Raw genomic sequence first — 23072 nt, forward strand, 5'->3', positions numbered from 1 at the left:
CATAAGAAAAAACTATCTAATAAAAAAGCCGGCGGGCGCCGGCTTTTCATCATTCATCGTGCGAGATTATCGCCGGGATGGTGTCATCCTTACGTAGCGTCAGAATTTCGCAGCCGTTGTCTGTCACCACAATAGTATGCTCGTACTGCGCAGACAAGCTCCGGTCTTTGGTTTTCACCGTCCAGCCGTCTTTCATGCTGCGGATCTCTTTTTTACCGGCGTTGACCATCGGCTCGATGGTGAAGGTCATGCCTGGTTTGAGCACGACGTTGGTTTCCGGCGAGTCGTAGTGCAGCACCTGCGGCTCTTCATGGAAGCCGCGGCCGATGCCGTGACCACAGTATTCGCGAACCACGGAGAACCCTTCCGCTTCCACATATTTCTGGATCGCCGCGCCGATGGTGCGCAGGTTGATTCCCGGCTTCACCATCTTCAGCGCCAGGTACAGGCTTTCCTGAGTGATGCGGCACAGGCGCTCGCCGAGAATCGTCGGTTTGCCGACGATAAACATTTTGGAGGTATCGCCATGGAAATCATCTTTAATGACGGTCACGTCGATATTCACGATATCGCCATCTTTCAGCAGCTTGCCGTCGTCAGGGATACCGTGACAGACCACTTCGTTGACCGAAATGCAGACGGATTTCGGATAGCCGTGATAGCCGAGACAGGCGGAAATGGCCTTCTGCTCGTTAACGATATAGTCGTTACAGATACGGTCCAGTTCGCCAGTGCTGACGCCCGGCTTAACCCAGGGTTCGATCATTTCCAGCACTTCAGCGGCCAGGCGACCGGCAACGCGCATTTTTTCAATATCTTCAGATGTCTTAATAGAGATAGCCATGGAGTATGTCCAGCAGTGTCGATATTTTCGACAATAATAGAGTAAGTCCTGTCAATGGTAACAGTCCGGGTAGGCTGGTGCCAAACTGAGAATCATTAACAGCACGTGACGTCAACAAGAGTTGGTGTCTGGATGGATTTTGTGATATAAAGCGCGCCGGACTTCCGTTCCATCTCAGATACACAAGGATGGGACGTAAGCGACATCGCTCACTTTGTGTAATAACACACACGTATCGGCACATATTCCGGGGTGCCCTTCGGGGTCGGTAATATGGGATACGTGGAGGCATAACCCCAATTTAATCTATAGAGGTTTTAAACATGGCAACTGTTTCCATGCGCGACATGCTCAAGGCTGGTGTTCACTTCGGTCACCAGACCCGTTACTGGAACCCGAAAATGAAGCCGTTCATCTTCGGTGCGCGTAACAAAGTTCACATCATCAACCTTGAGAAAACCGTACCGATGTTCAACGACGCTCTGGCTGAACTGAACAAGATCGCTGCTCGTAAAGGTAAAATCCTTTTCGTTGGTACTAAGCGCGCTGCAAGCGAAGCGGTAAAAGACGCTGCTCTGAGCTGCGACCAGTTCTTCGTGAACCATCGCTGGCTGGGCGGTATGCTGACTAACTGGAAAACCGTTCGTCAGTCCATCAAACGTCTGAAAGACCTGGAAACTCAGTCTCAGGACGGTACTTTCGACAAGCTGACCAAAAAAGAAGCGCTGATGCGTACTCGTGAGCTGGACAAGCTGGAAAACAGCCTGGGCGGTATCAAAGACATGGGCGGCCTGCCGGACGCACTGTTCGTTATCGACGCTGACCACGAGCACATCGCTATCAAAGAAGCAAACAACCTGGGCATCCCGGTATTTGCTATCGTTGATACCAACTCTGATCCGGACGGCGTAGACTTCGTTATCCCGGGTAACGACGATGCAATCCGCGCAGTAAGCCTGTACCTGGGCGCTGTTGCTGCTACCGTTCGTGAAGGTCGCTCTCAGGACCTGGCTTCTCAGGCGGAAGAAAGCTTCGTAGAAGCTGAATAATAAGGTTTAAGCCCTTATTAGTACCGTGTATGAATAGGGGCCCATTATCGGCCCCTTTTTTCAATTTACGCTGTTTGGCCGTTGGCCGGGCAGTATCCACATCTCCCGAGGATTTTAGAATGGCTGAAATTACCGCTTCCCTGGTAAAAGAGCTGCGCGAACGTACTGGCGCAGGCATGATGGATTGCAAAAAAGCGCTGACTGAAGCGAATGGCGACATCGAGCTGGCAATCGAAAACATGCGTAAATCCGGCGCGATCAAAGCGGCGAAGAAAGCAGGCAACGTGGCTGCTGACGGCGTGATCAAAACCAAAATCGAAGGCAACTACGGTTATATTCTGGAAGTTAACTGCCAGACTGACTTCGTTGCTAAAGATGGTGGTTTCCAGGCATTTGCTGACAAAGTACTGGACGCCGCTGTTGCGGGTAAAATCTCCGACGTTGAAGTTCTGAAAGCGCAGTTCGAAGAAGAACGTGTTGCCCTGGTTGCTAAAATCGGTGAGAACATCAACATCCGTCGTATCGCTGTTCTGGAAGGCGACGTTCTGGGCAGCTACCAGCACGGTGCGCGCATCGGCGTTCTGGTTGCCGCTAAAGGCGCTGACGAAGAGCTGGTTAAGCAGCTGGCAATGCACGTTGCCGCAAGCAAGCCGGAATTCGTTAAGCCGGAAGACGTGTCTGCTGAAGTGGTAGAGAAAGAGTACCAGGTTCAGCTGGACATCGCGATGCAGTCCGGTAAGCCGAAAGAAATCGCAGAGAAAATGGTTGAAGGCCGCATGAAGAAATTCACCGGCGAAGTTTCTCTGACTGGTCAGCCTTTCGTCATGGAGCCGAGCAAATCTGTTGGTCAGCTGCTGAAAGAGCACAACGCTGACGTGACTGGCTTCATCCGCTTTGAAGTGGGCGAAGGCATCGAGAAAGTTGAGACTGACTTTGCAGCAGAAGTTGCTGCGATGTCCAAGCAGTCTTAATTTTTACAAGGAGCCGCCTGAGGGCGGCTTCTTTTTGCGCCCATTTTGTAAATTCAGCCAACTGCTTATAGTGACCGCGCTGAAATGCGACATACAATGTCGCCGGAATTCTCACATCTCATTCGTTGACAGTCTCAGGAAAGAAACATGGCTACCAATGCAAAACCCGTCTACAAACGTATTCTGCTGAAATTAAGTGGCGAAGCGCTGCAGGGCTCAGAAGGCTTCGGTATTGATGCAAGCATACTTGACCGCATGGCTCAAGAGATCAAAGAGCTGGTTGAGCTGGGTATTCAGGTTGGCGTAGTAATTGGTGGCGGTAACCTGTTCCGTGGTGCTGGTCTGGCGAAAGCGGGTATGAACCGCGTTGTGGGCGACCACATGGGCATGCTGGCTACGGTTATGAATGGCCTCGCGATGCGCGATGCGCTCCACCGCGCCTATGTGAACGCTCGTCTGATGTCCGCCATTCCGCTGAACGGCGTGTGCGACAACTACAGCTGGGCAGAGGCGATCAGCCTGCTGCGCAACAACCGCGTGGTGATCCTTTCTGCGGGTACCGGCAACCCGTTCTTTACCACCGATTCCGCAGCCTGCCTGCGCGGGATTGAAATTGAAGCCGATGTGGTGCTGAAAGCCACCAAGGTTGACGGCGTATTCACCGCCGATCCGGCCAAAGATCCTTCCGCCACGATGTACGATCAGCTGACCTACAGCGAAGTGCTGGAAAAAGAGCTGAAAGTGATGGATCTGGCGGCCTTCACCCTGGCGCGTGACCATAAATTGCCGATTCGCGTCTTCAACATGAACAAACCTGGCGCGCTGCGTCGCGTGGTGATGGGCGAAAAAGAAGGCACATTGATCACGGAATAATTCCCGTCAGCGCCAAATCCGGGTAAGATTCCGCTTTACTTTCGCGGGGATATTACCCGGTGATTTTCATTAAATCTGACTATACTTAGCTCATTTTCCGACGGGTGCCCCGTCTGGTCTGACTGAGACAAGCTTTCAAGGATTCGTAACGTGATTAGCGATATCAGAAAAGATGCTGAAATCCGCATGGAAAAATGCGTCGAAGCATTCAAAAACCAAATCAGCAAAATTCGCACGGGTCGTGCTTCTCCGAGCCTGCTGGACGGGATTGTTGTTGAATACTACGGTACGCCGACCCCGCTGCGCCAGCTGGCCAGCGTCACCGTCGAAGACTCCCGTACCCTGAAAATCAACGTCTTTGACCGTTCTATGTCCGCGGCTGTTGAAAAAGCGATCATGGCGTCCGACCTCGGTCTGAACCCAAGCTCTGCCGGTAGCGATATTCGGGTTCCGCTGCCGCCGCTGACCGAAGAGCGTCGTAAAGATCTGACCAAGATCGTGCGTGGTGAAGCTGAGCAGGCGCGCGTTGCCGTACGTAACGTTCGCCGCGACGCCAACGACAAAGTCAAAGCGCTGCTGAAAGAGAAAGAGATCAGCGAGGATGACGATCGCCGTTCTCAGGACGACGTGCAGAAAATGACTGACGCCGCCATCAAGAAAGTTGACGCGGCGCTGGCAGACAAAGAAGCGGAACTGATGCAGTTCTGATGCTCTGCCCTTACTCGGGCCTGACAGCGTCTGGCCTGAGTAAAATCCGAAACGCCGTACAGAAGACTGTACGCTCAATTCTCGGGATTGCGTTGCGACCGCTGGCCTTGTAGCCTTTAGCGCTAAGTTGAAGGCCTGATGCCGCCGTCTTATCCCTGATAATTGCTGCGTAGGGGCTTGCTGGCGGCGTTTTGCTTTTTATTCTGTTTCCACTCTTCTGGACGTCTCATGAAGCAATTAACCGTTCTCGGTTCGACCGGCTCCATTGGCTGTAGCACGCTGGACGTGGTACGCCATAATCCCGGTCGCTTTTCCGTCGCCGCGCTGGTCGCGGGGAAAAACGTTGACCGTATGGTTGAACAATGCCTTGAATTTACCCCCCGTTACGCCGTGATGGACGATGCGCAAAGCGCTGAGCGGTTGCGCACCCGTCTGCAGGAACATGGCTGCCGTACCGAGGTGCTGAGTGGCCAGCAGGCGGCGGCAGAGGTCGCGGCGCTGGAGGAGGTCGATCAGGTGATGGCGGCTATCGTCGGCGCGGCGGGTCTGGTGCCGACGCTGGCGGCGATCCGCGCCGGAAAAACGGTGTTGTTAGCAAATAAAGAGTCGCTGGTGACCTGCGGTCGCTTGTTCATGGAGGCGGTTCAACGGTCGGGGGCGCGATTGCTGCCGGTCGACAGCGAACATAACGCGATTTTTCAGAGTATGCCGGAGACAATTCAGCAGCATCTGGGATACGCTGACCTGGCGCAGAACGGCGTTTCGTCCATTCTGCTGACCGGCTCGGGCGGGCCTTTCCGCGAGACAGCGGTAGCTGAACTGGCGGCGATGACGCCGGATCAGGCCTGCCGTCATCCCAACTGGTCGATGGGACGCAAGATCTCCGTCGACTCCGCCACGATGATGAACAAAGGTCTGGAATATATTGAAGCGCGCTGGCTGTTTAACGCCTCGGCCCGGCAGATGGAGGTCCTTATCCATCCGCAGTCGGTGATCCACTCGATGGTTCGCTATCAGGACGGCAGCGTGCTGGCGCAGCTTGGGGAACCGGATATGCGCACGCCGATCGCCCATACCATGGGCTGGCCGCAGCGGCTGAACTCCGGCGCTAAGCCGCTGGACTTCTGTCAGCTGAGCAATCTGAGCTTCTCCGCGCCAGACTATACGCGGTATCCGTGCCTGAAGCTGGCGATGGAGGCGTTTGACGTCGGCCAGGCGGCGACCACCACGCTGAATGCGGCCAATGAAGAGTCGGTTGCCGCGTTTCTGCAGGGCGATATCCGCTTTACCGATATTGCGGCGGTTAACCTGGCAGTGCTGGATAAGATGAACCTGCTGGAGCCGCAAAGCATTGATGACGTTCTGGTTATCGACGCTGAGGCCCGCGCGGTTGCTCATCAACAGCTGAAGCGGTTGGTCACCCAGGCGTAACGCGGTGATATTTGTGGGCGCAAAGCTTCAGTGATATAGTCTGCGCCACCCGATCGTTGCATTTTGTTGTTGAAGATTACGGTGGCCGTGGCAAAACACGGCTTTTTTGCGTAAAGCTTTTGGTTGTTCTCTGCGATTGGCTGCAGCCCCGGCACCGGATAAAAATGCGTATCCAGCGCGGCCCGGTGGCCTCTGTTTGGTGGCTAGTTAATCCTTATTATGGACTTAAAACGCGTGATGTTGTCTGCTAATCAAACTGTCAGCGAAATATCGCCTACACATGGCTGCCGTCATGTCGCCATTATTATGGATGGCAACGGCCGTTGGGCGAAACGGCAAGGTAAAATTCGCGCTTTCGGGCACAAGGCCGGTGCGAAATCCGTGCGTCGCGCGGTCTCTTTCGCGGCGAATAATGGAATTGAGGCGTTAACGTTATACGCGTTCAGCAGCGAAAACTGGAACCGTCCGGCTCAGGAAGTCAGTGCGCTGATGGAGCTGTTCGTCTGGGCGCTGGATAGCGAAGTCAAAAGCCTGCACCGACACAATGTGCGTTTGCGGATTATTGGCGACACCACGCGCTTCAATGCGCGCCTGCAGGAGCGTATCCGCAAAGCGGAAGCGCTGACCGCGAACAATACCGGCTTAACCCTGAATATTGCGGCCAATTACGGCGGTCGCTGGGATATTACCCAGGGCGTTCGTTTTCTGGCGAAACAGGTACAGGACGGGACGCTGCTGCCTGAGCAGATCACGGAAGACATGCTGAGTCAGCAGGTCTGCATGCATGAACTGGCTCCCGTAGATTTAGTTATTAGGACCGGGGGAGAGCACCGAATAAGTAATTTTCTGATTTGGCAAATTGCCTATGCCGAACTTTACTTTACGGATGTTCTTTGGCCCGATTTTGCTGAACAGGACTTTGAAGGTGCACTCCATGCCTTTGTTAATCGAGAGCGTCGTTTCGGCGGCACTGAGCCGGGTGGCAGTCATGCCTGATGGGGGTCACTTTTGCTGAAGTATCGCCTGATATCTGCTTTCGTCTTAATCCCCGTCGTCATTGCGGCGCTGTTTTTATTGCCGCCGATGGGGTTTGCTATCGTGACCCTGGTGGTCTGTATGCTCGCCGCGTGGGAGTGGGGGCAACTGAGCGGTTTCACCTCGACGTCGCAGCGGGTCTGGCTGGCGGTGTTGTGCGGCCTTCTGCTGGCGGCGATGCTGTTTTTGCTGCCGGAATACCATTATGACGTTCATCAACCGATGGTTGAAGGCTCGCTGTGGGCCTCTTTCGCCTGGTGGATCGTCGCGCTGCTGCTGGTGCTCTCTTATCCGGCGTCGGCGGCATTCTGGCGGCACTCGAAAGTGCTGCGCCTTATCTTCGGTATCCTGACCATCGTCCCGTTTTTCTGGGGCATGCTGGCGCTGCGCGCCTGGCACTATACCGATAACCATTACAGCGGCGCGCTGTGGCTCCTGTATGTGATGATTTTGGTCTGGGGCGCGGACTCCGGCGCCTATATGTTTGGCAAAATGTTTGGCAAGCACAAGCTGGCGCCGAAGGTCTCGCCGGGGAAAACCTGGCAGGGCTTTTTTGGCGGTTTGCTGACCGCGGCGGTGATCTCCTGGGCCTACGGGGTGTGGGCCCATCTTGACGTTACGCCAACGGTGCTGCTGGTCTGTTCGGTGGTGGCAGCCCTGGCTTCGGTGCTGGGCGATCTGACGGAAAGTATGTTTAAGCGCGAGGCCGGCATTAAGGATAGCGGGCACTTGATTCCCGGACATGGCGGTATTCTCGATCGTATCGACAGCCTGACGGCGGCGGTGCCGGTCTTCGCCTGTCTGCTACTGTTGGTCTTCAGGACGATTTGACGGAAGGTTATATGCTGAGCGTGCTCTGGAATCTGGCAGCTTTTATCATTGCGCTTGGCGTACTGATTACGGTGCATGAGTTTGGCCATTTTTGGGTAGCGCGCCGCTGCGGTATCCGGGTTGAGCGTTTTTCTATCGGCTTCGGCAAAGCGCTATGGCGGCGGATGGATAAGCAGGGTACGGAGTTCGTCATTGCCCTGATCCCGCTGGGCGGCTATGTCAAGATGCTGGATGAGCGTGTTGAAGCGGTGGCGCCGGAGATGCGCCACTACGCTTTCAATAATAAAACCGTCGGCCAGCGTGCGGCGGTGATTGCCGCCGGTCCCATCGCTAACTTCCTTTTCGCTATCTTTGCCTACTGGTTGGTCTTCATCATCGGCGTTCCTGGAGTTCGCCCGGTAGTGGGTGAAATAACCCCCAATTCGGTTGCCGCGCAAGCACAAATTGCAAAAGGCACGGAACTTAAAGCGATAGATGGTATCGAAACGCCTGATTGGGATGCGGTGCGTCTGCAGCTGGTGGCCAAAATCGGCAACCCGCAAACAATACTTACCGTCGCCCCTTTCGGGACCAATCAGCGCCAGGATAAAATCGTCGATCTGCGGCACTGGGCGTTTGAGCCAGACAAGCAAGATCCCGTGACGTCGCTAGGGATCCAGCCGCGCAGCGCGCAGATTGATACGGTGCTGGCGGAAGTCCAGGCGGGCTCGGCAGCTCAGAAAGCAGGTTTGCAAGCGGGCGACCGGATCGTTAAAGTCGATGGACAACCGTTAACGCAGTGGATGACGTTTGTTAATCTGGTGCGCGATAATCCGGGCAAAGCGCTGGCGCTGGAGATTGAACGGCAGGGGAGTGCGCTGCCGTTAACCCTGACGCCGGATGCAAAAACGGTGAAAGGTAAGGCAGAAGGGTTCGCAGGGGTGGTGCCAAAGGTCATCCCGCTGCCTGAAGAATACAAGACAGTACGTCAGTACGGACCGTTTGCCGCCATCGCTGAAGCCACGGATAAAACCTGGCAGCTGATGTCGCTGACGGTCAGGATGCTGGGTAAATTGATAACCGGTGATGTCAAACTGAACAACCTCAGTGGGCCGATCTCTATCGCTCAGGGGGCTGGAATGTCAGCGGAGTTTGGGTTGATTTATTATCTGATGTTCCTTGCGCTGATTAGCGTGAACCTCGGAATCATCAACCTGTTCCCACTACCCGTACTGGATGGGGGACATCTGCTGTTTTTGGCGATTGAAAAGCTGAAGGGCGGGCCGGTATCCGAGCGAGTTCAAGACTTTAGTTATCGCATTGGCTCAATACTGCTGGTGCTGTTAATGGGGCTTGCACTTTTCAATGATTTCTCTCGGTTATAAGAGAGTTTGTTAGGAAGAACGCATAATAACGATGGCGATGAAAAAGTTGCTCATAGCGTCGCTGCTGTTTAGCAGCGCGACTGTATACGGTGCTGAAGGGTTCGTGGTGAAGGACATTCATTTCGAAGGCTTGCAGCGTGTCGCTGTTGGTGCGGCCCTCCTCAGTATGCCAGTGCGTCCTGGCGATACGGTGACCGACGATGATATCAGTAACACTATTCGCGCGCTGTTTGCCACTGGCAACTTCGAGGACGTCCGCGTCCTGCGCGATGGTGATACCCTGCTGGTGCAGGTGAAAGAGCGTCCGACGATCGCCAGCATCACCTTCTCCGGCAACAAGTCGGTGAAAGATGACATGCTCAAGCAGAACCTTGAGGCCTCTGGCGTTCGGGTGGGCGAGTCGCTTGACCGCACGACCATCGCGGACATCGAGAAGGGTCTCGAGGATTTCTACTACAGCGTCGGTAAATACAGCGCCAGCGTCAAAGCGGTGGTTACTCCGCTGCCGCGAAACCGTGTCGACCTGAAACTGGTCTTCCAGGAAGGCGTCTCCGCTAAAATTCAGCAGATCAACATCGTCGGCAACCATGCGTTTTCGACTGATGAGCTGATCTCCCACTTCCAGCTGCGCGATGAAGTACCGTGGTGGAACGTGGTCGGCGACCGTAAATACCAGAAGCAGAAGCTGGCGGGCGACCTTGAAACCCTGCGCAGCTACTACCTGGATCGCGGCTATGCCCGTTTCAACATCGATTCTACCCAGGTCAGCCTGACGCCGGATAAGAAAGGGATCTACATCACCGTCAACATCACCGAAGGCGATCAGTACAAGTTTTCCGGGGTGCAGGTGACGGGCAACCTCGCCGGCCATTCCGCGGAAATCGAAGCGCTGACCAAAGTCGAGCCGGGTGAACTGTATAACGGCGCGAAAGTGACCAAGATGGAAAACGACATCAAGAAACTGTTGGGTCGTTATGGTTACGCCTACCCGCGCGTGCAGTCGCAGCCGGAGATCAACGACAGCGATAAAACCGTTAAGCTGCACGTCAACGTCGATGCGGGCAACCGCTATTACGTGCGTAAAATTCGCTTCGAAGGCAACGACACCTCCAAAGATGCCGTTCTGCGCCGCGAAATGCGCCAGATGGAAGGCGCGTGGCTGGGCAGCGACCTCGTCGATCAGGGTAAAGACCGTCTCAACCGTTTAGGCTTCTTCGAAACGGTCGATACCGATACCCAGCGCGTCCCGGGCAGCCCGGACCAGGTCGACGTAGTCTACAAGGTGAAAGAGCGTAACACCGGTAGCTTCAACTTCGGTATCGGGTACGGTACCGAGAGCGGCGTCAGCTTCCAGGCGGGCGTTCAGCAGGATAACTGGTTAGGTACTGGCTATGCTGTCGGGATCAACGGCACCAAAAACGACTACCAAACCTATACCGAGCTGTCGGTGACCAACCCGTACTTCACCGTAGACGGTGTGAGCCTCGGCGGCCGTGTCTTCTATAATGACTTTGATGCGAACGATGCGGATCTGTCTGACTATACTAACAAAAGCTATGGTACAGACATCACGCTGGGCTTCCCGGTCAACGAATACAACACGCTGCGCGCCGGCGTCGGGTATGTGCATAACTCCCTGTCCAATATGCAGCCGCAGGTGGCGATGTGGCGTTACCTGAACTCGATGGGCCAGTATCCGGACAACACCAACGACCGGAACTCGTTCAGTGCGAATGACTTCACCTTCAACTACGGTTGGACCTATAACAAGCTTGACCGCGGCTTCTTCCCAACGGAAGGTTCGCGCGTCAACCTGAACGGTAAAGTGACCATTCCGGGTTCGGACAACGAATACTACAAAGCGACGTTGGATACCGCCACCTATGTGCCGATCGACAACGATCATGAATGGGTGGTGCTGGGTCGTACCCGCTTTGGCTATGGCGATGGTATCGGCGGCAAAGAGATGCCGTTCTATGAGAACTTCTATGCCGGTGGCTCCAGCACCGTGCGTGGCTTCCAGTCGAACACCATTGGTCCGAAGGCAGTGTATTTCCCGGCAAGCAGCCGTCATGACGATGATGACAGCTACGATAATGAATGTAAGAGCACCGAATCCGCACCGTGTAAATCCGATGATGCGGTGGGCGGTAACGCGATGGCGGTGGCCAGCCTGGAGCTGATTACCCCGACGCCGTTCATTAGTGACAAATATGCGAACTCGGTCCGGACTTCCTTCTTCTGGGATATGGGTACCGTATGGGATACTCACTGGGATTCGAGCGCGTATGGCGGTTATCCGGATTACAGCGATCCGAGCAACATCCGTATGTCTGCGGGTATTGCCGTGCAGTGGATGTCGCCGTTGGGGCCGTTGGTCTTCTCCTACGCCCAACCGTTCAAAAAGTACGATGGAGACAAAGCCGAACAGTTCCAGTTTAACATTGGTAAAACCTGGTAATTGTTGGCGGCAATGGAATGCAAGTGCAGTATAGCGCTGACCGTAGGCGATAACGCGTTTATCGCCTCGCCACGCAAATAACGGTACCCCTGGGTACTCATGGGATGGTAAGGAGTTTATTGTGAAAAAGTGGTTATTAGCTGCAGGTCTGGGTTTGGCAATGGTAACTTCCGCTCAGGCGGCAGATAAAATTGCCCTGGTGAACATGAACAGCCTGTTCCAACAGGTTGCCCAGAAAACTGGCGTTTCCAACACGCTGGAAAACGAGTTCAAAGGCCGCGCTAGCGAACTGCAGCGTATGGAAGGCGACCTGCAGTCTAAAATGCAGCGTCTGCAGTCCATGAAGCCGGGCGCCGATCGTACCAAACTGGAAAAAGACGTGATGGCTCAGCGCCAGACCTTCTCCCAGAAAGCGCAGGCGTTTGAACAGGATCGCGCTCGTCGTTCCAACGAAGAGCGTGGCAAACTGGTGACCCGTATCCAGACTGCCGTACAGAGCGTAGCGAAAGATCAGAGCATCGATCTGGTGGTTGACGCGAATGCCGTTGCATACAACAGCAGCGATGTAAAAGACATCACCGCTGATGTGCTGAAACAGGTTAAATAAGTAATGCCTTCAATTCGACTGGCTGATCTTGCGCAGCAGTTGGATGCAGAATTACACGGTGATGGCGATATCGTCATCACCGGCGTTGCGTCCATGCAGAGCGCGAAAACGGGCCAAATCACTTTCATGGTCAACCCTAAGTACCGTGAACACCTGGCCGCTTGCCAGGCTTCTGCCGTTGTGATGACGCAGGATGATTTGCCTTTTGCCCATAGCGCCGCGCTGGTAGTGCGTAATCCCTACCTGACCTACGCGCGCATGGCTCAAATTCTGGATACCACGCCGCAGCCGGCACAGGATATCGCGCCGAGCGCGGTTATCGATCCGACGGCGAAGCTGGGTAGCAACGTTGCCATCGGCGCCAACGCCGTTATCGAATCCGGGGTAGAGCTGGGCGATAACGTGGTCATCGGCGCAGGCTGCTTCGTTGGGAAAAATACGAAAATAGGCGCCGGCTCGCGTTTGTGGGCCAATGTGACCGTTTACCATGAGATTGAGATCGGCGAGAATTGCCTGATCCAGTCCAGCACGGTGATCGGCGCGGATGGCTTCGGCTACGCCAACGATCGCGGCAACTGGGTGAAGATCCCGCAGCTGGGTCGCGTCATTATTGGCGATCGCGTGGAGATCGGCGCCTGCACCACAATTGACCGCGGCGCGCTGGACGATACCGTGATTGGCAACGGGGTTATCATTGATAACCAGTGCCAGATTGCGCATAACGTGGTGATTGGCGACAATACCGCGGTTGCCGGCGGTGTCATCATGGCAGGCAGCCTGAAAATCGGCCGCTACTGCATGATTGGCGGCGCCAGCGTGATTAACGGCCATATGGAAATCTGCGATAAGGTCACCGTCACGGGGATGGGGATGGTGATGCGTCCTATCAGCGAACCAGGCGTATACTCCTCCGGTATTCCGCTGCAGCCGAACAAGGCGTGGCGTAAAACCGCTGCGCTGGTGATGAATATTGACGAGATGAGCAAGCGCCTGAAAGCGATTGAGCGCAAGGTTAATCAACAAGACTAATTCATCATTTGGTCACATGACATTTCCGGCCTGTTGCATTCGCTAAAAGATTGCCGCAGGCCGTGTTATTATTGCCTTTTAGTACATTTAGACAGGAAGAGTATTTTGACTACTGACACTCATACTCTGCACATTGAAGAGATTCTGGAACTTCTGCCTCACCGTTACCCGTTCCTGCTGGTAGACCGCGTGCTGGATTTTGAAGAAGGTCGTTTTCTGCGCGCAGTAAAAAATGTTTCTGTAAACGAGCCGTTTTTCCAGGGGCATTTCCCTGGTAAGCCGATTTTGCCGGGCGTCCTGATTCTGGAAGCAATGGCGCAGGCCACCGGGATTCTGGCATTCAAAAGCGTTGGAAAACTGGAACCAGGCGAGCTGTATTACTTCGCGGGTATCGATGAAGCACGTTTCAAACGCCCGGTAGTACCAGGCGATCAGATGATTATGGAAGTCACTTTCGAGAAAACCCGCCGCGGCCTGACCCGTTTCAAAGGCGTTGCGCTGGTTGACGGTAAAGTGGTTTGCGAAGCGACGATGATGTGTGCGCGTAGCCGGGAGGCCTGATACGTGATTGATAAAACCGCTTTTGTTCATCCTACCGCCATTGTTGAAGAAGGCGCCGTGATTGGCGCTAACGTCCACATTGGTCCGTTTTGTATTGTTGGCGCCAACGTCGAAATCGGCGAAGGCACCGTACTGAAGTCTCACGTTGTCGTTAACGGCCACACCAAAATCGGCCGTGACAACGAGATCTATCAGTTCGCTTCCATCGGCGAAGTTAACCAGGATCTGAAATATGCTGGCGAACCAACCCGGGTGGAAATTGGCGATCGCAACCGCATTCGCGAAAGCGTCACCATTCATCGCGGCACAGTACAGGGCGGTGGATTAACAAAGGTGGGCAACGATAACCTGCTGATGATCAACGCCCACGTGGCGCACGATTGTACGCTTGGCGATCGCTGCATCCTGGCCAATAACGCGACGCTCGCGGGCCATGTTTCGCTGGATGATTATGTCATTATCGGCGGCATGACTGCGGTGCACCAGTTCTGCGTCATTGGCTCACACGTTATGGTTGGCGGCTGCTCCGGCGTGGCGCAGGACGTTCCGCCGTTCGTGATTGCCCAGGGCAACCATGCGACGCCGTTCGGCGTCAACATCGAAGGTCTGAAACGCCGCGGCTTCAGCCGGGAAGCGATTACCGCGATCCGCAACGCGTATAAACTGCTGTACCGCAGCGGCAAGACGCTGGAAGAAGCCAAGCCGGAGATCGCCGAACTGGCGACTCAGCATCCTGAAGTTCAGCCGTTTGTCGATTTCTTTGCCCGCTCTACCCGCGGCTTGATTCGTTAATGGCTGAACAGCGTCCCCTGACGATTGCCCTGGTCGCCGGAGAAACCTCCGGCGATATTCTTGGCGCCGGCCTCATCCGCGCCCTCAAAGCACGCATCCCGAATGCGCGCTTTGTCGGCGTGGCGGGACCGCTGATGCAGGCAGAAGGGTGTGAAGCCTGGTACGAAATGGAAGAGCTGGCGGTGATGGGTATTGTTGAAGTGCTCGGTCGCCTGCGTCGCTTACTCCATATTCGCGCCGATTTGACCCGCCGCTTCGGCGAGGTGCGTCCCGATGTTTTCGTCGGTATCGACGCCCCTGACTTCAATATTACCCTCGAAGGGAATCTGAAAAAGCAGGGCATCAAAACCATTCACTACGTCAGCCCATCGGTTTGGGCCTGGCGACAAAAACGCGTTTTCAAAATCGGCAGATCAACCGATCTGGTGCTGGCCTTTCTGCCTTTCGAAAAAGCGTTTTATGACAAATTTAACGTTCCCTGCCGCTTTATCGGCCATACCATGGCGGATGCGATGCCGCTGGATCCTGACAAAGGCGCCGCGCGCGACCGGTTAGGGATCCCGCACGACGTGCGTTGCCTGGCGCTGTTGCCCGGTAGCCGCGGCGCGGAAGTCGAAATGCTCAGTGCGGACTTCCTGAAAACCGCGCAGCTTCTGCGGGCTACCTATCCCGATCTGCAGGTGGTGGTGCCGCTGGTTAATGCTAAACGGCGGGAGCAGTTTGAGCGAATTAAAGCTGAGACGGCGCCGGATATGATCGTGCATATGCTGGACGGCCAGGCGCGCGATGCGATGATCGCCAGCGACGCCGCGCTGCTGGCCTCCGGGACGGCGGCGCTGGAGTGTATGCTGGCGAAATGCCCGATGGTGGTTGGCTATCGCATGAAGCCGTTCACCTTCTGGCTGGCGAAGCGGTTGGTTAAAACCGACTACGTCTCGTTGCCGAACCTGCTGGCCGGGCGCGAGCTGGTTAAAGAGCTGCTGCAGGATGAGTGCGAGCCGCAGGCGCTGGCTGCCGCCCTGCAGCCGCTGCTGGCCGATGGCAAAACCAGCCATGAGATGCATGAGACATTCCGCGCGCTGCATCAGCAGATCCGCTGCAACGCCGATGAGCAGGCGGCGGACGCCGTACTGGAGTTAGCAAAACAATGATGGAGTTCGTCTATCCGCATACCCATCTGGTTGCCGGCGTCGATGAGGTCGGGCGTGGCCCCCTGGTTGGCGCGGTGGTGACCGCGGCGGTGATCCTCGATCCGGCGAAGCCGATTGTGGGTCTGAATGATTCCAAAAAACTCAGCGAGAAGCGTCGACTGGCGCTCTTCGATGAGATTAAAGAGAAAGCGCTGTGCTGGAGCCTTGGGCGCGCCGAGCCGCATGAGATCGATGAGCTGAATATCCTGCATGCCACTATGCTGGCGATGCAGCGCGCCGTCGCCGGCCTGAGCATTGTGCCCGAGTTTGTTCTGATCGATGGCAACCGCTGTCCGTCGCTACCGATGCCCTCCCTGGCGGTGGTGAAAGGCGACAGCCGGGTGGCAGAAATCAGCGCAGCGTCTATTCTGGCAAAAGTCACTCGTGACGCCGAAATGGCCACGCTGGACCTCGCATTTCCCCACTACGGATTTGCCCAGCATAAAGGCTATCCCACCGCTGTTCACCTGCAGAAGCTGCAGGAACACGGCGCAACAGAGCATCACCGGCGCAGTTTCGGCCCGGTGAAGCGTGCCCTGGGCCTGGCGTCCAACTAAGTCACCGGGATCTAAAGATGGCTGAACCACGTTTCGTACACCTGCGGGTGCACAGCGACTATTCCATGATCGATGGGCTGGCAAAGACCGGGCCGCTGGTCAAGAAGGCGGCCTCGCTTGGCATGCCAGCGCTGGCGATCACCGATTTCACCAACCTCTGCGGGCTGGTGAAGTTCTACGGGACGGGACACGGCGCGGGGATTAAGCCGATCGTCGGCGCCGATTTCCACGTGCAGTGCGACCTGCTCGGCGACGAATTTACCGAGCTGACCGTGCTGGCGGCGAACAACACCGGCTACCAGAACCTGACTCTGCTGATTTCCCGCGCCTATCAGCGCGGCTACGGCGCCCTGGGGCCGTGGATCGATCGCGACTGGCTGGTGGAACATCAGGAAGGGCTGATTCTGCTCTCCGGCGGCCGTAAAGGCGACGTCGGCGTCAGCCTGATCCGCGGCAACATGCCGCTGGTTGAGCAGTGCGTCTCCTTCTATGAAGAGCATTTCCCGGATCGCTATTTTCTGGAGCTGATCCGCACCGGTCGTCAGGATGAAGAGAGTTATCTCCATGCCGCCGTGGCGCTGGCGGAAGCGCGTGGTCTGCCGGTGGTGGCGACCAACGATGTCCGCTTCCTCGACACTGGCGACTTTGACGCCCATGAAATCCGCGTCGCTATTCACGACGGCTTCACCCTCGACGACCCGAAACGGCCGCGCAACTACTCGCCACAGCAATATATGCGCAGCGAGGAGGAGATGTGCGAGCTGTTCGCCGATATTCCGGAAGCGCTGGCAAACAGCGTCGAGATCGCCAAACGCTGCAACGTCACCGTGCGGCTTGGCGAATATTTCCTGCCGCAGTTCCCGACCGGCGATATGACCACGGAAGATTTCCTGGTAATGAAATCGAAAGAGGGTCTGGAAGAGCGGCTGGAATTCCTCTTCCCGGATCCGGAAGTGCGCGCGAAGCGCCGGCCGGAATACGACGAGCGTCTGGATATCGAGCTGCAGGTGATCAACCAGATGGGCTTCCCCGGCTACTTCCTGATCGTGATGGAGTTTATTCAGTGGTCGAAAGATAACGGCGTGCCGGTCGGCCCGGGCCGCGGTTCCGGCGCCGGCTCGCTGGTGGCCTACGCGCTGAAGATCACCGATCTTGACCCGCTGGAATTCGACCTGCTGTTCGAACGTTTCCTCAACCCGGAACGTGTTTCGATGCCCGACTTCGACGTCGACTTCTGCATGGAGAAACGCGACCAGGTTATCGAGCACGTGGCGGATATGTATGGCCGCGACGCGGTATCGCAGATCATCACCTTCGGTACCATGGCGGCGAAGGCGGTCATCCGCGACGTGGGCCGCGTGCTGGGTCACCCGTACGGCTTTGTCGACCGCATCTCCAAGCTGGTGCCGCCCGATCCGGGCATGACGCTGGCGAAAGCCTTTGAGGCCGAGCCGCAGCTGCCGGAGATCTACGAGGCGGACGAAGAAGTGAAAGCGCTGATCGACATGGCGCGTAAGCTGGAAGGGGTGACGCGAAACGCCGGTAAGCATGCGGGCGGCGTGGTTATCGCGCCGACCAAAATCACCGACTTCGCCCCGCTGTATTGCGATGAGCAGGGGCTGCATCCGGTTACCCAGTTTGACAAGAACGACGTGGAATACGCCGGGCTGGTGAAATTCGACTTCCTCGGTCTGCGTACGCTCACTATCATTAACTGGGCGCTGGAGATGATTAACAAGCGCCGTGAGAAGAACGGCGAAGGGCCGCTGGATATCGCCGCCATCCCGCTGGATGACAAGAAAAGCTTCGACATGCTGCAGCGCTCGGAAACCACCGCGGTCTTCCAGCTTGAATCGCGCGGCATGAAAGATCTGATTAAACGCCTGCAGCCGGACTGCTTCGAAGATATGATCGCGCTGGTGGCCCTGTTCCGCCCGGGCCCGCTGCAGTCGGGGATGGTAGATAACTTTATCGACCGTAAGCACGGCCGCGAAGAGATCTCGTATCCGGACGTACAGTGGCAGCATGAAAGCCTGAAACCGGTGCTGGAGCCGACCTACGGCATCATCCTGTACCAGGAACAGGTCATGCAGATTGCCCAGGTGCTGTCCGGATATACCCTCGGCGGCGCGGATATGCTGCGTCGTGCGATGGGTAAGAAAAAGCCGGAGGAGATGGCCAAGCAGCGTTCTATCTTTGAGGATGGGGCGAAGAAAAACGGCGTTGATGGCGAGCTGGCGATGAAAATCTTCGACCTGGTGGAGAAATTCGCCGGTTACGGGTTTAACAAATCGCACTCCGCCGCATACGCGCTGGTTTCTTACCAGACGCTGTGGCTTAAGGCGCACTATCCGGCTGAGTTTATGGCGGCGGTAATGACCGCCGATATGGACAACACCGAGAAGGTCGTTGGCCTGGTGGACGAGTGCTGGCGTATGGGGCTGAAAATTTTGCCCCCGGATATTAACTCCGGCCTGTACCATTTCCACGTCAACGACGACGGCGAGATCGTCTACGGTATCGGCGCCATCAAGGGCGTCGGCGAAGGGCCGATCGAAGCGATCATTGAGGCGCGCAACAACGGCGGTTATTTCCGCGAGCTGTTCGACCTCTGCGCGCGAACCGATATTAAAAAGCTCAACCGTCGGGTGCTGGAAAAACTGATTATGTCCGGGGCGTTCGATCGTCTCGGTCCGCATCGCGCGGCGCTGATGAACTCACTGGGCGATGCGCTGAAAGCCGCCGATCAGCACGCCAAAGCCGAGGCCATCGGCCAGGCCGATATGTTCGGTGTGCTGGCGGAAGAGCCTGAGCAGATTGAACAGTCCTACGCCAGCTGCCAGCCGTGGCCTGAGCAGGTGGTGCTGGATGGTGAAAGGGAGACCCTGGGGCTGTACCTGACCGGGCACCCGATTAACCAGTATCTGAAAGAGATTGAGCGCTACGTCGGCGGCGTGAGGCTCAAAGACATGCATCCGACCGATCGTGGAAAAGTGACCACGGCGGCGGGGCTAGTGATTGCGGCGCGGGTAATGGTCACCAAGCGCGGCAATCGTATCGGCATCTGTACCCTGGATGACCGTTCCGGGCGGCTGGAAGTGATGTTATTCACCGACGCGCTGGATAAATATCAGCAGTTGCTGGAAAAAGACCGCATACTTATCGTCAGCGGACAGGTCAGCTTTGATGACTTTAGCGGGGGGCTTAAAATGACCGCCCGTGAAGTCATGGACATTGACGAAGCCCGGGAAAAATATGCTCGCGGGCTTGCTATCTCGCTGACGGACAGGCAAATTGATGACCAGCTTTTAAACCGACTCCGTCAGTCTCTGGAACCCCACCGTTCGGGAACCATTCCAGTGCACCTCTACTATCAGAGGGCGGATGCACGCGCGCGGTTGCGTTTCGGCGCAACATGGCGCGTCTCTCCGAGCGATCGTTTACTCAACGATCTGCGTGGCCTTATCGGCTCGGAGCAGGTGGAACTGGAGTTTGACTAATACAGGAATACTATGAGTCTGAATTTCCTAGATTTTGAACAGCCGATTGCAGAGCTGGAAGCGAAAATCGATTCCCTGACTGCGGTAAGCCGTCAGGATGAGAAACTGGATATTAACATCGACGAAGAGGTGCATCGTCTGCGCGAGAAAAGCGTAGAGCTGACGCGCAAAATCTTCGCCGATCTCGGTGCATGGCAGGTTGCGCAACTGGCGCGCCACCCGCGCCGTCCTTACACCCTGGATTATGTCCGCCTGGCGTTCGACGAATTTGACGAACTGGCCGGTGACCGCGCCTTCGCTGACGATAAAGCGATTGTCGGCGGTATCGCGCGTCTTGACGGTCGTCCGGTGATGATCATCGGCCACCAGAAAGGTCGCGAAACCAAAGAAAAAATTCGTCGCAACTTTGGTATGCCGGCCCCGGAAGGCTACCGCAAAGCGCTGCGCCTGATGGAGATGGCTGAGCGGTTTAAAATGCCGATCATCACCTTTATCGACACCCCGGGCGCCTACCCGGGCGTCGGCGCGGAAGAGCGCGGCCAGTCGGAAGCGATTGCCCGCAACCTGCGTGAGATGTCGCGTCTGAGCGTGCCGGTTATCTGCACCGTGATCGGCGAAGGCGGCTCCGGCGGCGCGCTGGCGATTGGCGTGGGCGACAAGGTCAATATGCTGCAGTACAGCACCTATTCGGTGATTTCGCCGGAAGGCTGCGCCTCCATTCTGTGGAAGAGCGCGGATAAAGCGCCGCTGGCTGCGGAAGCGATGGGCATTATCGCCCCGCGTCTGAAAGAGCTGAAGCTGATCGATTCTATCGTTCCGGAACCGCTGGGCGGCGCCCACCGCAACCCGGAAGCGATGGCGGCAAGCCTGAAAGCGCAGCTGCTGGCGGACCTGGCCGATCTCGATCTTCTCAGCGAAGAAGAGCTGCTGAACCGCCGCTATCAACGTCTGATGAGCTACGGTTACGCCTAAGTTTTCCGCTAGCGCAAAACACTAAGGGCCGGATTTTCCGGCCCTTTTTTTATGTGCGATGCGCCCAGGGGATTGCTATGATGCTGGACTTAGGTGAATACCAGGAGGAAAGCGTGAATATCATCGCCATCATGGGGCCTCACGGCGTCTACCACAAAGACGAGCCGATCAAAGAACTGGAAGCGGCGCTGCAGCGCCAGGGCTTTCAGACCATCTGGCCGCAAAATAGCGCCGACCTGCTGCAGTTTATCGAGCACAACCCGCGCATCTGCGGCGTGATCTTCGACTGGGATGAGTACAGCGTCGATCTGTGCAGCGATATTAACCAGCTCAATGAATATCTGCCTCTGTACGCCTTTATTAACGCCCACTCGACGATGGACGTCAGCAGTCAGGATCTGCGCATGACGCTGTGGTTCTTCGAATATGCGCTGGGACTCTCCGAAGAGATCGCCACCCGCATCGGGCAGTATACCCGCGAGTACCTGGACAATATCACCCCGCCATTTACCCGCGCGCTGTTTAACTATGTGCAGGAGGGGAAATATACCTTCTGTACGCCGGGTCATATGGGCGGTAGCGCCTATCAGAAAAGCCCGGTGGGCTGCCTGTTCTATGATTTCTTTGGCGGGAATACGCTGAAGGCGGATGTCTCGATTTCGGTCACCGAGCTGGGCTCCCTGCTGGATCATACCGGCCCGCATCTGGAGGCGGAGGAGTATATCGCTCGCGCCTTTGGCGCCGAGCAAAGCTATATGGTGACCAACGGTACCTCGACGTCCAATAAAATTGTCGGTATGTACTCGGCGCCCGCCGGCAGTACCCTGCTGATTGACCGTAACTGTCACAAATCGCTGGCCCACCTGCTGATGATGAGCGATGTGGTTCCCCTGTGGCTGAAGCCGACCCGCAATGCGTTAGGGATCCTCGGCGGTATCCCCCGGCGCGAGTTTACCCGCGACAGTATTCAGCAGAAAGTGCGCGACACGGGCGGGGCGCAGTGGCCCGTGCATGCGGTGATCACCAACTCCACCTACGATGGGCTGCTCTACAACACCACCTGGCTTAAAGAGACGCTCGACGTCCCGTCGATCCATTTCGATTCCGCCTGGGTGCCGTATACCCATTTCCATCCGATATATCAGGGGAAAAGCGGCATGAGCGGTGAGCGGATCCCCGGAAAAGTCATCTTCGAGACGCAGTCGACGCATAAGATGCTGGCCGCGCTGTCGCAGGCCTCGCTGATCCACATTAAGGGCAACTATGATGAAGAGACCTTTAATGAAGCCTTTATGATGCATACCTCTACGTCGCCGAGCTATCCCATCGTCGCGTCGATTGAGACCGCGGCGGCGATGCTGCGCGGTAACTCCGGTAAGCGCCTGATCCAGCGCTCCATTGAGCGGGCGCTGGATTTCCGCAAAGAGGTGCAGCGACTGCGCGAGGAGTCGGACGGCTGGTTCTTTGATATCTGGCAGCCGGAAGCGGTGGATAAAGCCGAGTGCTGGCCGGTGGCGCCGGGCGATGACTGGCACGGTTTCAAAGATGCCGATGCGGATCATATGTACCTCGATCCGGTGAAAGTCACCATTCTGACGCCGGGTATGGACGAGCAGGGGAATATGGATGAAGAGGGGATCCCGGCGGCGCTGGTGGCGAAGTTCCTCGACGAGCGGGGCGTGGTGGTGGAGAAAACGGGCCCCTACAACCTGCTGTTCCTCTTTAGCATCGGTATCGATAAAACCCGGGCGATGGGTCTGCTGCGCGGCCTGACCGAATTTAAGCGCGCCTACGATCTCAATCTGCGGGTGAAAAATATGTTGCCGGATCTGTACGCGGAAGATCCCGACTTCTACCGCAACATGCGGATCCAGGATCTGGCACAGGGGATCCACCGCTTGATCCGCCAGCACCAGCTGCCGCAGCTGATGCTCAGCGCCTTTGACGTCCTGCCGGAAATGAAAATGACGCCGCATCATGCCTGGCAGCGCCAGATCAAGGGTGAGGTGGAAACCATTGAACTGGAGAACCTGGTGGGCCGGATTTCGGCCAACATGATCCTCCCTTATCCGCCGGGCGTACCGCTGCTGATGCCGGGAGAGATGATCACGGAGGAGAGCCGGGCGGTGCTCGACTTCCTGCTGATGCTCTGCTCAATAGGACGTCATTACCCGGGGTTTGAGACCGATATTCACGGCGCGAAGCGCGATGAGGACGGCGTGTATCGGGTACGAGTCTTAAAAAATGACGAAAGGCTTGCGCGTTAACGGCGCGCACGAGTAACGTGGCTGGCTTAA

The 23072-nt window shown here is 56.3% G+C and carries 19 protein-coding genes; 18 read left to right on the forward strand and 1 reads right to left on the reverse strand.

What is annotated here, in order from left to right:
• Positions 1–49 precede the first annotated feature (49 nt).
• Entirely contained in the window at positions 50–844 is a 795-nt protein-coding gene (gene map, locus ACOI7D_RS16515; RefSeq protein WP_004204446.1) for a type I methionyl aminopeptidase, read from the reverse strand.
• 323 nt (positions 845–1167) lie between these two features.
• Between map and rpsB the strand changes: the two genes are divergently transcribed.
• The 18 genes from rpsB to ACOI7D_RS16605 all read left to right on the forward strand — a co-directional run bounded on the left by rpsB (position 1168) and on the right by ACOI7D_RS16605 (position 23042).
• On the forward strand, positions 1168–1893 hold the full coding sequence (rpsB, locus tag ACOI7D_RS16520; RefSeq protein WP_004204447.1) for a 30S ribosomal protein S2: 726 nt from the start codon (positions 1168–1170) through the stop codon (positions 1891–1893).
• Positions 1894–2012: 119 nt separating this feature from the next.
• Positions 2013–2864, forward strand: coding sequence for a translation elongation factor Ts (gene tsf / locus ACOI7D_RS16525; protein WP_004151930.1), 852 nt, complete (start codon positions 2013–2015; stop codon positions 2862–2864).
• A 147-nt stretch (positions 2865–3011) separates the two neighbouring features.
• Positions 3012–3737, forward strand: a complete 726-nt coding sequence (gene pyrH, locus ACOI7D_RS16530) for a UMP kinase (RefSeq protein WP_002889306.1) — start codon at positions 3012–3014, stop codon at positions 3735–3737.
• A gap of 150 nt (positions 3738–3887) precedes the next feature.
• Positions 3888–4445 (forward strand): ribosome recycling factor, encoded by a 558-nt coding sequence (frr, locus tag ACOI7D_RS16535; protein ID WP_002889308.1) that lies wholly within the window; start codon positions 3888–3890, stop codon positions 4443–4445.
• A 228-nt stretch (positions 4446–4673) separates the two neighbouring features.
• Positions 4674–5876, forward strand: a complete 1203-nt coding sequence (gene ispC, locus ACOI7D_RS16540) for a 1-deoxy-D-xylulose-5-phosphate reductoisomerase (protein WP_044521082.1) — start codon at positions 4674–4676, stop codon at positions 5874–5876.
• 237 nt (positions 5877–6113) lie between these two features.
• A complete protein-coding gene (ispU, locus tag ACOI7D_RS16545; protein WP_032429282.1) occupies positions 6114–6872 on the forward strand; it encodes a (2E,6E)-farnesyl-diphosphate-specific ditrans,polycis-undecaprenyl-diphosphate synthase in 759 nt (252 codons plus the stop codon).
• 12 nt (positions 6873–6884) lie between these two features.
• Entirely contained in the window at positions 6885–7742 is an 858-nt protein-coding gene (gene cdsA, locus ACOI7D_RS16550; protein ID WP_023292047.1) for a phosphatidate cytidylyltransferase, read from the forward strand.
• A gap of 11 nt (positions 7743–7753) precedes the next feature.
• On the forward strand, positions 7754–9106 hold the full coding sequence (gene rseP / locus ACOI7D_RS16555) for a sigma E protease regulator RseP (protein ID WP_004204451.1): 1353 nt from the start codon (positions 7754–7756) through the stop codon (positions 9104–9106).
• Positions 9107–9137: 31 nt separating this feature from the next.
• Positions 9138–11567, forward strand: a complete 2430-nt coding sequence (gene bamA, locus ACOI7D_RS16560) for an outer membrane protein assembly factor BamA (protein ID WP_023292048.1) — start codon at positions 9138–9140, stop codon at positions 11565–11567.
• Positions 11568–11688: 121 nt separating this feature from the next.
• Complete coding sequence (gene skp / locus ACOI7D_RS16565; protein WP_002889325.1) at positions 11689–12174, forward strand: molecular chaperone Skp; 486 nt, start codon at positions 11689–11691, stop codon at positions 12172–12174.
• A 3-nt stretch (positions 12175–12177) separates the two neighbouring features.
• Complete coding sequence (gene lpxD, locus ACOI7D_RS16570) at positions 12178–13203, forward strand: UDP-3-O-(3-hydroxymyristoyl)glucosamine N-acyltransferase (protein ID WP_032452898.1); 1026 nt, start codon at positions 12178–12180, stop codon at positions 13201–13203.
• Between the two features lie 105 nt (positions 13204–13308).
• The gene (gene fabZ / locus ACOI7D_RS16575) at positions 13309–13764 is read left to right on the forward strand and encodes a 3-hydroxyacyl-ACP dehydratase FabZ (RefSeq protein WP_004145858.1); all 456 of its coding nucleotides are present in this window, start codon (positions 13309–13311) and stop codon (positions 13762–13764) included.
• Between the two features lie 3 nt (positions 13765–13767).
• A complete protein-coding gene (gene lpxA, locus ACOI7D_RS16580) occupies positions 13768–14556 on the forward strand; it encodes an acyl-ACP--UDP-N-acetylglucosamine O-acyltransferase (RefSeq protein ID WP_004204455.1) in 789 nt (262 codons plus the stop codon).
• Complete coding sequence (gene lpxB / locus ACOI7D_RS16585; RefSeq protein ID WP_060591192.1) at positions 14556–15707, forward strand: lipid-A-disaccharide synthase; 1152 nt, start codon at positions 14556–14558, stop codon at positions 15705–15707. The genes lpxA and lpxB overlap by 1 nt, the downstream gene beginning before the upstream one ends.
• Positions 15704–16303: a ribonuclease HII gene (gene rnhB / locus ACOI7D_RS16590; protein ID WP_004204458.1), complete on the forward strand. Its 600-nt coding sequence runs from the start codon at positions 15704–15706 to the stop codon at positions 16301–16303. Before lpxB ends, rnhB begins: the two co-directional genes overlap by 4 nt.
• 17 nt (positions 16304–16320) lie before the next feature.
• On the forward strand, positions 16321–19803 hold the full coding sequence (gene dnaE / locus ACOI7D_RS16595; RefSeq protein WP_023292051.1) for a DNA polymerase III subunit alpha: 3483 nt from the start codon (positions 16321–16323) through the stop codon (positions 19801–19803).
• 12 nt (positions 19804–19815) lie between these two features.
• Positions 19816–20775, forward strand: coding sequence for an acetyl-CoA carboxylase carboxyl transferase subunit alpha (accA, locus tag ACOI7D_RS16600; protein ID WP_004145855.1), 960 nt, complete (start codon positions 19816–19818; stop codon positions 20773–20775).
• Positions 20776–20888: 113 nt separating this feature from the next.
• Complete coding sequence (locus ACOI7D_RS16605) at positions 20889–23042, forward strand: lysine decarboxylase LdcC (protein ID WP_032429283.1); 2154 nt, start codon at positions 20889–20891, stop codon at positions 23040–23042.
• The last annotated feature ends 30 nt before the right edge of the window (positions 23043–23072 follow it).

This window comes from Klebsiella sp. C360 (genome assembly GCF_048822415.1).
Classification (GTDB): Bacteria; Pseudomonadota; Gammaproteobacteria; order Enterobacterales; family Enterobacteriaceae; genus Klebsiella; species Klebsiella quasipneumoniae.

Excerpts from the sequence above, each read along its gene's own strand:
- map (WP_004204446.1), bottom strand. The coding sequence starts at position 844 with ATGGCTATCTCTATTAAGACATCTGAAGATATTGAAAAAATGCGCGTT.
- rpsB (WP_004204447.1), top strand. The coding sequence starts at position 1,168 with ATGGCAACTGTTTCCATGCGCGACATGCTCAAGGCTGGTGTTCACTTC.
- tsf (WP_004151930.1), top strand. The coding sequence starts at position 2,013 with ATGGCTGAAATTACCGCTTCCCTGGTAAAAGAGCTGCGCGAACGTACT.
- pyrH (WP_002889306.1), top strand. The coding sequence starts at position 3,012 with ATGGCTACCAATGCAAAACCCGTCTACAAACGTATTCTGCTGAAATTA.
- ispC (WP_044521082.1), top strand. The coding sequence starts at position 4,674 with ATGAAGCAATTAACCGTTCTCGGTTCGACCGGCTCCATTGGCTGTAGC.
- ispU (WP_032429282.1), top strand. The coding sequence starts at position 6,114 with ATGTTGTCTGCTAATCAAACTGTCAGCGAAATATCGCCTACACATGGC.
- rseP (WP_004204451.1), top strand. The coding sequence starts at position 7,754 with ATGCTGAGCGTGCTCTGGAATCTGGCAGCTTTTATCATTGCGCTTGGC.
- bamA (WP_023292048.1), top strand. The coding sequence starts at position 9,138 with ATGGCGATGAAAAAGTTGCTCATAGCGTCGCTGCTGTTTAGCAGCGCG.
- lpxD (WP_032452898.1), top strand. The coding sequence starts at position 12,178 with ATGCCTTCAATTCGACTGGCTGATCTTGCGCAGCAGTTGGATGCAGAA.
- lpxB (WP_060591192.1), top strand. The coding sequence starts at position 14,556 with ATGGCTGAACAGCGTCCCCTGACGATTGCCCTGGTCGCCGGAGAAACC.
- rnhB (WP_004204458.1), top strand. The coding sequence starts at position 15,704 with ATGATGGAGTTCGTCTATCCGCATACCCATCTGGTTGCCGGCGTCGAT.
- dnaE (WP_023292051.1), top strand. The coding sequence starts at position 16,321 with ATGGCTGAACCACGTTTCGTACACCTGCGGGTGCACAGCGACTATTCC.
- accA (WP_004145855.1), top strand. The coding sequence starts at position 19,816 with ATGAGTCTGAATTTCCTAGATTTTGAACAGCCGATTGCAGAGCTGGAA.